Source organism: Paracoccus sp. (in: a-proteobacteria) (genome assembly GCF_030538695.1).
In the GTDB taxonomy this organism is placed as follows: domain Bacteria; phylum Pseudomonadota; class Alphaproteobacteria; order Rhodobacterales; family Rhodobacteraceae; genus Paracoccus.
In genome coordinates this window covers 31,344-43,983 of sequence record NZ_JAUNTN010000002.1, presented here as the reverse complement: position 1 = coordinate 43,983, position 12,640 = coordinate 31,344, and the positions used below count along the sequence as shown (strand labels likewise).

13 protein-coding genes are annotated in these 12,640 nt (G+C 63.2%); 5 read left to right on the top strand and 8 right to left on the bottom strand.

Features of this window, described 5'->3' with window-relative positions; translation table 11 throughout:
* Nucleotide 1: 1 nt before the first annotated feature.
* The 6 genes from Q4G24_RS01220 to coxB all read right to left on the bottom strand — a co-directional run bounded on the left by Q4G24_RS01220 (nucleotide 2) and on the right by coxB (nucleotide 4,109).
* Nucleotides 2-670: an SURF1 family protein gene (locus Q4G24_RS01220; RefSeq protein ID WP_303364674.1), complete on the bottom strand. Its 669-nt coding sequence runs from the start codon at nucleotides 668-670 to the stop codon at nucleotides 2-4.
* 61 nt (nucleotides 671-731) lie between these two features.
* The gene (locus tag Q4G24_RS01215) at nucleotides 732-1,538 is read right to left on the bottom strand and encodes a cytochrome c oxidase subunit 3 (protein ID WP_303364673.1); all 807 of its coding nucleotides are present in this window, start codon (nucleotides 1,536-1,538) and stop codon (nucleotides 732-734) included.
* Nucleotides 1,539-1,562: 24 nt separating this feature from the next.
* Nucleotides 1,563-2,129 (bottom strand): cytochrome c oxidase assembly protein, encoded by a 567-nt coding sequence (locus Q4G24_RS01210; RefSeq protein WP_303364672.1) that lies wholly within the window; start codon nucleotides 2,127-2,129, stop codon nucleotides 1,563-1,565.
* Nucleotides 2,126-2,314 carry a hypothetical protein gene (locus Q4G24_RS01205; protein WP_303364671.1) on the bottom strand — a complete coding sequence of 63 codons (189 nt, stop codon included), beginning with the start codon at nucleotides 2,312-2,314 and terminating at the stop codon, nucleotides 2,126-2,128. Before Q4G24_RS01205 ends, Q4G24_RS01210 begins: the two co-directional genes overlap by 4 nt.
* Nucleotides 2,314-3,231, bottom strand: coding sequence for a heme o synthase (cyoE, locus tag Q4G24_RS01200; protein WP_303364670.1), 918 nt, complete (start codon nucleotides 3,229-3,231; stop codon nucleotides 2,314-2,316). The genes Q4G24_RS01205 and cyoE overlap by 1 nt, the downstream gene beginning before the upstream one ends.
* Complete coding sequence (coxB, locus tag Q4G24_RS01195) at nucleotides 3,231-4,109, bottom strand: cytochrome c oxidase subunit II (protein ID WP_303364669.1); 879 nt, start codon at nucleotides 4,107-4,109, stop codon at nucleotides 3,231-3,233. Before coxB ends, cyoE begins: the two co-directional genes overlap by 1 nt.
* 152 nt (nucleotides 4,110-4,261) lie before the next feature.
* On the opposite strand from coxB, the gene tldD reads away from it, so the two are divergent.
* The 3 genes from tldD to topA all read left to right on the top strand — a co-directional run bounded on the left by tldD (nucleotide 4,262) and on the right by topA (nucleotide 9,574).
* Nucleotides 4,262-5,689 (top strand): metalloprotease TldD, encoded by a 1,428-nt coding sequence (gene tldD, locus Q4G24_RS01190; protein WP_303364668.1) that lies wholly within the window; start codon nucleotides 4,262-4,264, stop codon nucleotides 5,687-5,689.
* Between the two features lie 78 nt (nucleotides 5,690-5,767).
* Nucleotides 5,768-6,907, top strand: coding sequence for a DNA-processing protein DprA (gene dprA, locus Q4G24_RS01185; protein WP_303364667.1), 1,140 nt, complete (start codon nucleotides 5,768-5,770; stop codon nucleotides 6,905-6,907).
* Nucleotides 6,908-6,982: 75 nt separating this feature from the next.
* Nucleotides 6,983-9,574 carry a type I DNA topoisomerase gene (gene topA / locus Q4G24_RS01180; RefSeq protein ID WP_303364666.1) on the top strand — a complete coding sequence of 864 codons (2,592 nt, stop codon included), beginning with the start codon at nucleotides 6,983-6,985 and terminating at the stop codon, nucleotides 9,572-9,574.
* A 181-nt stretch (nucleotides 9,575-9,755) separates the two neighbouring features.
* Here topA and Q4G24_RS01175 read toward each other — a convergent pair whose 3' ends face one another.
* Nucleotides 9,756-10,103, bottom strand: a complete 348-nt coding sequence (locus Q4G24_RS01175; RefSeq protein WP_303364665.1) for a DUF488 domain-containing protein — start codon at nucleotides 10,101-10,103, stop codon at nucleotides 9,756-9,758.
* A 118-nt stretch (nucleotides 10,104-10,221) separates the two neighbouring features.
* Here Q4G24_RS01175 and Q4G24_RS01170 point away from each other — a divergent pair, with 118 nt between their 5' ends.
* Together Q4G24_RS01170 and Q4G24_RS01165 are read left to right on the top strand one after the other, a co-directional pair.
* Nucleotides 10,222-10,917, top strand: a complete 696-nt coding sequence (locus tag Q4G24_RS01170; protein WP_303364664.1) for a CoA transferase subunit A — start codon at nucleotides 10,222-10,224, stop codon at nucleotides 10,915-10,917.
* Nucleotides 10,918-10,920: 3 nt separating this feature from the next.
* Nucleotides 10,921-11,565, top strand: coding sequence for a 3-oxoacid CoA-transferase subunit B (locus Q4G24_RS01165; RefSeq protein ID WP_303364663.1), 645 nt, complete (start codon nucleotides 10,921-10,923; stop codon nucleotides 11,563-11,565).
* 132 nt (nucleotides 11,566-11,697) lie between these two features.
* Here the strand turns inward: Q4G24_RS01165 and Q4G24_RS01160 are convergent, their stop codons facing one another.
* Nucleotides 11,698-12,396 carry a hypothetical protein gene (locus Q4G24_RS01160; RefSeq protein WP_303364662.1) on the bottom strand — a complete coding sequence of 233 codons (699 nt, stop codon included), beginning with the start codon at nucleotides 12,394-12,396 and terminating at the stop codon, nucleotides 11,698-11,700.
* Nucleotides 12,397-12,640: the final 244 nt, after the last annotated feature.

Here is a 12,640-nt window from a genome sequence, read left to right as displayed (position 1 = left end):
CTTAATATTGACGCTGCCTGATACGCCAGATCAGCGCGATTGTCATGCCCAACCAAACAAAAGCAAGCATGAACCATGTCGCGGCATATTCCAGATGGTTGTTCGGGATGCCGCTGATCCCCACCGGCAAGGGCTGCACCCCCTGCCCATCGCCAGAAACCTGCGCGGCAACAACCAGCACCGGCTCGGTTCCCAGATGCGCGGCCATGGCTGGCACGTCGCGGGCGAACCAGATGTTTTCCGCCATATTCGGCGCAGGGGTCGAGCTGTTGATTTCATTCGGGAAATGAATGTTGCCGACCACCTGCAACGGCACCGGCGGGCGCGGCTTGTGGCGGTCCTGTTGAGGAACATAGCCGCGGTCAACCATGATCCGCCGCCCGTCATCCGTCACGAAGCCCGAGACGATCTGATAGCCACCACCCTGTTCGCGGGTCGAGGACAGCAGGTTGATTTCTTCCCCCGTCGTCACGCCGCTGACGGTGACGGGATCGTATTTCATCGCCTCGGTCACGGTGGCAGGCAAAGGCTGCGGTGCGGCGTCGATGCGGGCCTGAACCTGCGCCAGCATGGCCTGTTTCCATTCCAGCCGGTGAAGCTGCCAGACCCCAAGGCTGACCAAAATCGCACAGCCGATCACGCCAAGCAGGACGGGGAAAAGATAGCGCATCGTAACCTTTCAACGACAAAGGCGCGGGCCAGACCCGCGCCCCGCCGGAATGTTTCAGACCTCAGCGGCCCCAGACATAGATGGCAAAGAACAGGAACAGCCAGACCACATCGACAAAATGCCAATACCACGCGGCAGTTTCCAGCCCGACATGCTGTTCCTTGGACATCTGCCCCCGGATCAGCCGGATCAGACAGACCAGCAGAAAGATGGTGCCGATGATGACGTGGAACCCGTGGAACCCGGTCGCCATATAGAACACGCCGCCATAGACCGTATCCGACAGACCAAAGGCCGCGTGGCTGTATTCATAGGCTTGCAGCAGGCTGAAGAACACGCCCAGCACCACGGCGATGGTCAGGCCGCGAATGGCGGTCTTGCGGTCGCCCTCATGCGCGAAGGCGTGATGCGCCCATGTCACCGCGACGCCCGACAGCAGCAGCACCAGCGTGTTGATAAAGGGCAGGTGCCACGGGTCAAAGGTCACGATCCCTTCCGGCGGCCAGACGCCATCTTTCAGGGGGCTGTCCGGCCCCATCGGATAGAGCGCGAATTTGAAGAACGCCCAAAACCACGCCAGAAAGAACATCACTTCGGACATGATGAACAGGATCATGCCATATTGCAGGCCGATGCGGACGACGGGGGTGTGGTCGCCCTCCTCGCCCTCCTGCACCACGGCAACCCACCAGATCAGCATGGTATAAAGCACACCGGCCAGCCCAAGCAGCGTGCCGACCATGCCCATCTGGTCGCCTTTCATCCAGAACGGCGCGGAAAACAGCATCACGAAAACCGAGATTGCCCCCATCAAAGGCGCAATCGAGGATGGCAGAATATGGTAATCGTGGTCCTTAGCATGTGCCATGATCGGTCCCCCGTTGGTTTTGTGTCATTGCCGCACCGCCGCCCGCTGGTCATTATCCGGAAAGGGCGCGCTGCCCGGTTTTTCAAAGAAGGTATAAGACAGGGTAATATCGCGCACCCAAGCCGCGTCGCCGTCGTTCAGCATCTCGGGATCGACGAAAAACGTCACCGGCATTTCCACCCGCTCACCCGGTTGCAGGGTTTGCTCGGTAAAGCAGAAACAGGCGATTTTGTTGAAATGATACCCCACCACATCGGGCGCCACGTTATAGGCGGCGGTGCCGGTGATCGGGCGGTCGGTGTTGTTGATGGCCTCGTAAAAGGCCAGCCCGGTTTCACCCAGACGAATGGTCATCTCGCGCTGCATCGGACGGAAGGTCCAGCCAAGATCGCGGGCTACATTGGCGTCAAAACGGACCCGCACGGTCTCATCCAGCACTTGATCGGGCGCGCGCTCGGCCACATTGGTGGTGCCGCCATAGCCGGTCACACGGCAGAACAGGTCGTAAAGCGGCACTGCGGCCCAAGCCAGCGCGCCCATGGTCACGACCACGGCCATAAGTTGCCAGACGGTGCGGCTGTTGCGGCTCATGGTTGCGCCCCTTGTGTCAGCACCGGCTTGGGCAGGCGGTGGTCAAAGCCCTGAATCACGTCGCCCCGGCTGAGCTTGACGATGGTCAGCCCAAAAATCAGCAGGATGGCCACCCCAAGCACAAGCCCAAGCCCGACATTGCGCGACCGGCGGCGGCTGTGGATTTCATGTTCTGCCCGCAGCATCACCAGCCCCCCAATCGGTGCTGAACCAGCAGCGCCGCGAAATGGGCAAAGGTATAGATCAGCGACAGCCGGAAGAACCGCTTTTCAACCACATAACCGTCAGCCTGCGCCGCGCTCTCATCCCGGCGCATGACCCGCCAGCCACCCGCGATGAACAGCCCGTTCAGCACCAGCGCAACCACCAGATACAGCGGCCCGCCAACCGAGGTCAGCCCCAGCCAGACCGCGAAAGGCGCCAGCACCAGCGTATAGGCAAAGATGTGGCGCCGGGTCGCCGCACGGCCATGGGTCACGGTCAGCATCGGCACGCCCGCCTTGTGGTAATCCTCGCGCATGAACAACGCCAGCGCCCAGAAATGCGGCGGCGTCCAGAAAAAGATCAGCGCGAACATCAGCAGCGATTCGATGCTGATACCGCCCGTTGCGCAGGCCCAGCCGATCATCGGCGGGAACGCCCCGGCCGCGCCACCGATCACGATATTCTGCGGCGTGCTGCGTTTCAGCCAGACCGTATAGACCACGGCATAGAAAAAGATCGTAAAGGCCAGAAACCCGGCCGCAAACCAGTTCGCCGCCAGCCCCAGCATCATGCAGGCGATCAGCGACAAGGCCAGCCCGACCGCCAGCGCCTCACCCGGCGCGACCCGGCCCGAGGGGATCGGGCGACGGCGCGTGCGGCTCATCACTGCGTCAATATCGGCATCATACCACATATTCAGCGCGCCAGAGGCCCCGCCACCCAGCGCGATGAACAGCACCGCGCAAAAGGCGACGAACGGGTGCATATCACCCGGCGCAATCCACAGCCCGACGAAAGCCGTGAACACCACCAGCGACATGACGCGCGGTTTCAGCAGCGCGACGTAATCGCTGAACTGCGCTTCGGGTGCGCCCTCATATGCGCGAACGTCAACCATCAGTCAGCCATCGCCAGACGCGGGGCCGCAGGCGCGGCAGCCGCCGCCAGCGTCACCCCCTGAGCCGCCAGCCAGGCGTCGTATTTTTCCTGCGACACGGCCTTGACCATGATCGGCATGAAAGCATGGTTAATGCCGCAGATCTGGTTGCACTGGCCAAAGAAGATACCCTCTTTGTCGGGGTCCACCTCGAACCACGCCTGCGCGATCCGACCCGGAACGGCGTCCTGTTTCACCGCGAAAGACGGCACCATCCAGGAATGAATCACATCGCTGGCGGTAATTTGCAGCAGCACCTTTTTGCCAACCGGCACCACCATCGCCGTATCGGTCGCCAGCAGATACAGGCTTTCATCCAGCCCGGCGGCGACCACGCCCTCGCGGTCCAGCAGGGTCGAGTCGAACTCCAGCTCATGCTGCGGATATTCATAGGACCAATACCACTGATGCCCGGTAATCTTGATGACCACATCCGGGTCGGCGGGCATTTCCTGCTGGCGGAACAGGATCGGCAGCGAGAACACGCCAATCATAATCAGGATCAGCACCGGAACCAGCGTCCAAGCGACCTCCAGCGGCGAATTATGCGTGAACCGCGCAGGCACCGGATTGCTGCGGCGGTTATAGCGCAGCATGACCCACAGCAGCAGCCCGACCACCAGCAGCGTTACCGCGGTAATGATGATCAGCACGAAATTATCCAGCCAATGCTGCTCATGCGCCAGCGAGGTCGCGGCTGGCTGGAAATTGATCCCGCTATTGATCGGCTGCCCAATCACCGGCAAATCACCCAGAACCGCATCCGCTTCCTGCGCCCATGCCGTCCCGGCCAGCACCAGCCCACCAAGCGCCACCACCAGACCACGAAGATTGGTCATCCCTGCCATCATGCTGCCTTCCATCCCTCGACCGGCGCGGTAATTTGCCATGCGACCAGTTGTCACTCCCTTGAGCCAAGGAACCACATCTTTTTCCATGCGGCAAGTCTTGGCTTGAGATGGCACCGGGAAATGCGTCATATGTCGTCCCCATGACAGCCATGACCCCCGATTTTCGCCCGTTTGACAGCCTTCTGGACCGCGACCGCGCGCTGGCCATCCTGCGCGATGCCACCGCTGGTGCCGATGATGGAGAGCTGTTTCTGGAACGCGCCCATGGCGAAACGCTGGTCTATGACGACGGGCGGCTGCGCAGCGCGGGCTATAATGCGGCGCAGGGGTTCGGCCTGCGGGCGGTGCGGGGTGAGGTCACGGGCTATGCCCATTCAACCGAGATTTCCGAGGCCGCACTGAAACGCGCCGCCGCCACCGCACGGCTGGCGGTGGATCAGAACGGCGGCACACTGGCTGCGCCCCCCTCGGGGCCGGGCGAATCACTTTACATGGACCGCGACCCCGCCGCGCTGGTGCCTTTTGCCGCGCGGGTCGAGGTCTTGCGCGCCATCGACGCCTATGCCCGCGACCGTGATCCGCGCGTGGTACAGGTCACGGCCAGCATCGCCAGCAGCTTGCAACAGATCCAGATCCTGCGCCCCGAAGGCGGGCTGTTTACCGACATCCGCCCGATGGCGCGGGTGAATGTCTCGGTGATTCTCGAAGACAACAGCCGCCGCGAAACCGGCAGCGCCGGCGGTGGCGGGCGCATCGCGCTGGATGGGCTGCTGACCCCGGACCATTGGCAGGCGCAGGTCGATGAGGCCATCCGCATCGCCCGCGTCAACCTGCGATCCGTCCCGGCTCCGGCTGGCGAAATGGATGTGGTGCTTGGCCCCGGCTGGCCCGGCATCCTGCTGCATGAGGCCGTCGGGCATGGGCTGGAAGGCGACTTCAACCGCAAGAAAGCCTCTGCGTTTGCCGGGCTGATGGGGCAACGCGTCGCCGCCCCCGGCGTGACGGTGATCGACGACGGCACCATCCCCGACCGGCGCGGCAGCATCAGCGTTGACGACGAAGGCACGCCGCCTGCCCGGAACGTGCTGATCGAGGACGGGATTCTCGTCGGCTATCTGCAAGACCGCCAGAACGCCCGGCTGATGGGCGTCGCCCCGACCGGCAACGGGCGGCGCGAGAGCTTTGCCCATACACCCATGCCGCGCATGACCAACACCTTCATGCAAGGCGGCAATGCTGCGCCCGATGCGATTCTGGCCGATCTGCGCGACGGAATCTATGCGGTGGGCTTTGGCGGGGGTCAGGTGGACATCACCAACGGCAAGTTCGTATTTTCCTGCACCGAAGCCTATCGGGTCAGGAATGGCGTCGTCGGAGACCCGATTCGCGGCGCCACCCTGATCGGAGACGGCGCCACCGCCCTGCGCCAGATCCGCGCCATCGGCAACGATCCCGCGCTGGACCCCGGCATCGGCAATTGCGGCAAACAAGGCCAATGGGTGCCGGTGGGCGTCGGCCTGCCCACGCTGATGATCGGCGGGCTGACGGTCGGCGGCTCGGCCCGCTGATTTTTCTGACCGCCGTAAACCATTTCTTAACCTGTCATGGGATATGTCTGCCTTTGGATAGGGCAAAGGCAAAACCACATGCGGCTGTTTTCTTTCGGCACCCCCGGCGTCAGAACGACGGCAGATGATGTTGACGTGCTGCGCCTGATCCGCTCGCGCCGGGTTGGTCCGGCGACGTTCCACCGGCTGACCGCCGAACATGGCAGCGTTGCGGCGGCGCTGGCGGCCTTGCCGCAGATCGCGGCGGCGGCAGGGGTGCGTGACTACGCCCCCTGCCCGCCCGGCGTGGCGCAGGCCGAATTGCGCGCGGGTCAGCGCATGGGGGCGCGGCTGCTGCGCTATGATGCGCCCGACTATCCGCCGCTGCTGCGCACCATCCCCGATGCGCCGCCGGTGCTGTGGTGCCTTGGCGACCCGGCCATGCTGACACGGCCTGCGGTGGCGGTGATCGGGGCGCGGAACGCCTCGTCTCTGGGACTGCGCATGGCGCAAGGGATGGCGCATGGCTTGTCGCAGGCAGGATTGGTGGTCACGGCAGGGCTGGCACGCGGAATTGATACGGCAGCCCATAAAGCCGCGCTGGAGGGCGGGACGGTGGCGGTCTTGGCCACCGGGCTGGACAGCATCTATCCGGCCGAGAACACCACCCTTGCCGCCCGCATCGCCGAAACGGGCTGCCTGCTGACCGAACAACCCTTTGGCACCAAGCCCGCCGCCCGGCATTTCCCGGCCCGTAACCGCATCGTCTCGGGCCTTTGTGCGGCAACCGTGGTGGTCGAGGCCGCGCAAAGATCGGGCAGCCTGATTACCGCCCGACTGGCGCTGGATCAGGGGCGCGAAGTCATGGCCGTGCCGGGGCACCCGATGGACGCCCGCGCCTCGGGATGCAATGCGCTTATCCGCGACGGTGCGGCGCTGGTGCGCCACTCTGGCGATGTGCTGGCCGCGCTGGCGGAACTTGGCATCGAACCTGCCGCCGCCGCAGGCACCTTGCCGGACCCCACACCGGAACCTGTGCTGTCCCCCGCACCTCAGGCCCCACCCGCCGATCTGCGCGATCACATCCTGTCGCAACTGTCCCCCTCGCCCACCGATGAAGACTGGCTGATCCGCCACCTTGCCGCGCCTCCTGCTGCTGCCACCGCCATGCTGACCGCGCTTGAACTTGAAGGCCGGATCACCCGCATGTCCGGCGGAAAACTGGCGTTGACCGGGTAAGCCTTGCAGATGCGGCGTTGACAGCCCGCCGCTTCGCCCCCATGTTCCCGGCCCAAATCTGCGAAAGGGTGGAACATGGCTGTCGTCGTCGTCGAATCTCCGGCCAAGGCCAAGACGATCAACAAATATCTGGGCGATGATTACACCGTTCTGGCCAGCTTTGGCCATGTCCGCGACCTGCCGCCCAAGGACGGTTCAGTTGATCCCGACCACGATTTCACAATGAAATGGGAAGTCGCCGCCGACAGCAAGAAACACATCAAGGCGATCAAGGACGCGCTGGCCGATGACGACACGCTGATCCTTGCCACCGACCCCGACCGCGAGGGCGAGGCGATTAGCTGGCATCTGCAACAGGCGCTGGAGCCGGTGCTGAAAAAAGGCAAATCCGTCAGCCGCGTGACCTTTAACGCCATCACCAAGGCCGCCGTGACCGAGGCCATGGCCAATCCGCGCCAGATCGACCAGCCGCTTGTCGATGCCTATTTGGCCCGGCGTGCGCTGGATTATCTGGTCGGCTTCAACCTGTCGCCGGTGCTGTGGCGCAAGCTGCCCGGCGCGAAATCGGCGGGCCGGGTGCAATCCGTCTGCCTGCGCCTGATCGTTGACCGCGAAATGGAGATCGAGGCATTCAAGCCCCGCGAATACTGGTCCGTCAAGGCCGAGTTGGCGACCCCTTCGGGCGACATCTACACGGCCAGCCTGATCGAACTGGCCGGCGACAAGCTGGACCGCTTCAGCCTTGCGAATGAGGAACAGGCAGGCATGGCCGTGGCCGCGATCAGCAGCCGCGACCTGACCGTGCGCTCGGTCGCCAGCAAACCGGCCAGTCGCAACCCCTGGCCACCCTTTATGACCAGCACCTTGCAGCAGGAAGCCTCGCGCAAGCTGGGCCTTGGCGCCCGCGCCTGCATGTCGGCGGCACAACGTCTGTATGAGGCCGGGCTGATAACCTATATGCGGACCGACGGCATCGACATGGCCCCCGAAGCCGTCATGGCCGCCCGCGACGCGATCAAGGCGCGGTTTGGGGAAAACTATGTCCCGAAATCGCCGCGCATGTATAAGAACAAGGCCAAAAATGCGCAGGAAGCCCACGAATGTATCCGCCCCACGGATATGTCGCTGTCGCCCGACAAGCTGCGGGTGACGGCGGATGACCAGCGCAAGCTGTATGATCTGATCTGGAAACGCACCATCGCCAGCCAGATGGAAGCCGCCCGGATGGAACGCACCGTGGTCGAAATCGCCAGCGCCGATCAGCAGGTCGCGCTGCGGGCGAACGGTCAGGTGATGCTGTTCGACGGTTTCCTGAAGGTTTACGATCAGGGCCATGACGATGACGAGGGCGAGGACGGCAACCGCCTGCCCGCCATCACGCAGGGCGAAACCGCGACCAAGCACGGCATTACCCCTGAACAGCATTTCACCCAGCCGCCCCCCCGCTTTACCGAGGCAACCCTCGTCAAGCGGATGGAGGAACTGGGCATCGGGCGGCCCTCGACCTATGCCAGCATCGTGACCACGATTCAGGACCGTGAATATGTCCGCAAGGACAAGAACCGTCTGATTCCAGAAGATAAAGGTCGTCTGGTCACGACTTTTCTGGTCAAATACTTCCCGCGCTATGTCAGCTATGACTTTACCGCCGATCTGGAAACCGAGCTGGACGAGATCAGCGCGGGCGACCGCATCTGGCGCGAGGTTCTGACCCGGTTCTGGCGCGATTTCAGCGCCGCGCTGGCCGACACCTCGGAACTGCGCATCACCGAAGTGCTGGAGGCAATCGACGACGCGCTGGCCCCGCATCTTTACCCGCCACGCGCCGATGGCGGCGACCCCCGCGAATGTCCACTGTGCCACAAGGGGCGGCTGAACCTGAAAACCGCGCGTTCCGGCGGGGCGTTTATCGGCTGCAACAACTATCCCGAATGTCGCTATACCCGCCCGCTGTCGGCGCCGGGCGATGACGAACCGCAAGGCGACCGCATCCTCGGCACCGATCAGGGCGATGAGATCAGCCTGAAAAACGGCCGCTTCGGCCCCTATGTTCAGCGCGGCGAGGCGACAGCGGATCAGCCCAAGCCCCCCCGCGCCAGCATCCCAAAAGGCTGGAATCCGCAGGAAATCGACCTCGACCGCGCCCTGATGCTGCTGAACCTGCCGCGCCAGATCGGTCCCCACCCCGAAGACGGCGAGATGATCGAAGCTGCCATTGGCCGCTATGGTCCCTATGTCAAACATGGGTCGAAATACGCCAACCTGCCCGATGTCGAGGAGGTTTTCACCATCGGCATGAATCGCGCGGTCGAGGTGCTGGCCAGCAAACCGACCCGCGGCCGCGCAACCGCCGCCGCGCCGCTGAAAGACCTGGGCGAGCATCCCGAGGGCGGGAAGATTGCCGTCCTCAGCGGGCGCTATGGTCCTTATGTGAAATGGGAAAAGATCAACGCCACCCTGCCCCGCGATGTGGAACCTGCCGATCTGACGCTGGAACAGGCGCTGGAGCTGATCGCCGCCAAAGCCGCTAAAGCCCCGAAAAAGAAGGCCCCGGCGAAAAAACCGGCGGCCAAGAAAGCCGCTGCCACGAAGCCAGCGGCAAAAAAAGCGACAACGAAAAAGCCGGCGGCGAAAAAGGCCACCGGGAAAGCCGCATCGGACACATAACCGCCAGAGCGGGCGACGATCACCGGCTGCCCGCACCTTTTCGTGGGGGTTTCACACCCCCACACCCGCACCTTTTCGTGGGGGTTTCACACCCCCACACCCCCGTGGGATATTTCCAGACAAAAGATGCATTTCTTCTTCACTTAAATATCCCCGCCGGAGGCAAGGGGGCGTCAGCCCCCTACCCGTCCAACAGATAATCCCGCAGCACCACGGCGTTGTTATGCTCCTCATCATGGGCCGCATAGATCAGCGTCACCGGCCCTTTCGCCGCCAGTGCCCGCAGCGCCCGCACGGCTTCGGGATTGGCGTCCAGCTCGGCCCGGTAGCGTTGCTGAAACCCGGCCCATTTCGCCGGGTCGTGGTCGAACCAATGCCGCAACGCATCGCTGGGTGCGATATCGCGCAACCACTCGGCCAGCGCGGCATGGTCCTTGCTGACCCCGCGCGGCCACAGCCGGTCCACCAAAACTCGCACCCCATCCTCTGCCGCGGGCGGATCATAGGCCCGCTTGACTGAAATCTGCATCTTTTCACCCCCTGTCTGTCGATAACATCGCTTTACACCATCAGTTCCCGCCTGCGGCTTATTGACACTTGCCGCGACGGCAGGTTGAAATCCCCACCAGACCATAAGGGGGAGTCTTATGAAAAAGGTTTACGCCACCGCCGCCGAGGCGCTGGATGGGCTGTTGTTCGACGGCATGACCATCGCCGCCGGCGGCTTCGGCCTCTGCGGCATCCCGGAATTGCTGATCGACGCAATCCACAAGGCCGGCACCAAGGATCTGACCATCGCCAGCAACAACTGCGGCGTGGACGGGTTCGGCCTTGGCGTCCTGCTGGACGCCAAGCAGATCAAGAAAATGCAATCGTCCTATGTCGGTGAAAACGCCGAGTTCATGCGCCAATACTTGTCCGGCGAGTTGGAGCTGGAGTTCAACCCGCAAGGCACTCTGGCCGAACGGATGCGCGCAGGCGGTGCCGGCATCCCCGGCTTCTACACCAAGACCGGCGTTGGCACGGTGGTCGCTGAAGGCAAGGAAATCAAAACCTTCGACGGTGAGGATTACGTTCTGGAACGCGGTATCGTTACCGATCTGGCCATCGTCAAGGCGTGGAAGGCTGACGAAACCGGCAACCTGATCTTCCGCAAGACCGCCCGCAATTTCAACGTGCCTGCCGCCACCTGCGGCAAGGTCTGCGTGGTCGAGGTCGAGGAAATCGTGCCGACCGGCAGTCTGGACCCGGATCACATCCACCTGCCCGGCATCTATGTCCACCGCATCGTGCAAGGCCCGCATGAAAAGCGCATCGAGCAGCGCACCGTTCGGAAAGGTTAACCCATGAGCGCAGAAACCAAAGGTTGGGACCGCAACCAGATGGCCGCCCGCGCCGCGCAGGAATTGCAGGACGGCTGGTATGTGAACCTTGGCATCGGGATTCCCACGCTGGTGGCGAATTACATCCCTGAAGGCATCACCGTCACCCTGCAATCGGAAAACGGGATGCTTGGCATCGGCCCCTTCCCGACCGAGGACGAGGTGGACGCCGACCTGATTAACGCCGGGAAGCAGACCGTGACGGCGCTGCCGAACTCGGCCTATTTCGACAGCGCGACCAGCTTTGCGATGATCCGCGGCGGCAAGATCGCCATGGCCATTCTTGGCGCGATGGAAGTTGCCGAAAACGGCGATCTGGCCAACTGGATGATCCCCGGCAAGCTGGTCAAGGGCATGGGCGGCGCGATGGATCTGGTCGCCGGTGTCGGGCGCGTGGTTGTGGTCATGGATCACACCAACAAGCACGGTGAATCCAAGGTGCTGAAGGAATGCACCCTGCCGCTGACCGGCAAGGCGGTGGTGGACCGGATCATCTCAAACTTTGGGGTGATGGATGTGGTCCCTGGCGGGCTGAAAATCGTCGAGCTGGCCGATGGCGTGACCGAAGCTGACCTGCGCGCCGCCACACAGGCCACCATCGTCGGCTGACAAACCAAAGCGGGGCCACTGGCCCCGCTTTTTTGTCGGGTCAGGACCGTAAACTGCCAGCGGTCACATATTAAAATCTGACCTGCCCGTGCTGATGCTCGGACACATCCGCACTCTATCTAACCGGCAGGCTTATTGCTGATATGTCGGCGGTGGCGCGAACCCTGTCTGCCCCCGGTCGCCGGGAAAGGCACGCGGCCCATTCGGGCGCGGCGCGGGCGTTACCAGTTCAAACACCGCCGTTCCGATCACCCCGATATTCGACCGCGACCCGGCGCGGCTGTTGGCGGCATAGGCATCCGCCGGGGCCGAAAAGCGAAAGGCCGCGACCTCGCTGCGGTCCTTGCGGAAGCCCTCGATCCGCAGCACCTCGCCCGGACGCAGAACATAGCCGCGATTGCGCAGGCTGCCCGCACGACCGTTCAGCACATCCAGCCCATCGACCGTTGCGACGATCTCATAGCTTTGGACCGAGGAATAATTCCGGTATTCAAGGATATAACGCTGCCCCATCCGGCCTTGCAGATGCGCCGGTCCGGCCTGCCAGATCGGCCACGGCTGGCCATTTTCACGCAGCACCCGCAGCCCCGCACGACCATCGGCCAGTTGCAGCTCACGCACCGAAGCCCCCCGCCCGGCATCCGCTGAATAATGCAGCGTGCTGACCGTCAACGGCATAGCCGAGGCCCGCCGGACATCCGCCCCACGCACCTGCGATTCGACCCCCTCGCCCCATTGGGTGCCAAGCTGACTGTTGCCGGACGGCGCCGCACAGGCAGCAAGGACAGCCAGCCCCAGAAAGGCAAGAAAGCGGCGAAGGATGATGGACATATCGGCCCCCAAGGATAATTTGGCGTATTCCTGCATATCACACACCAGCGGTCAATCTGACGGACACGCCTGCCCCCGTCCGGCGGGATCAGGCCGAGCAGGGTTCTGATAAATCAAAGGGTTGACGGATTGCTGCCCGTCACGCAGAGAGATTTCCCTGCCAAGCCATGATAGTTGCCAAGGATTTTCCCCGCTCGCCACTTGCCGCGCAGGCCCGGCCTGCCTAGCTTGCCCCCGTCACGAA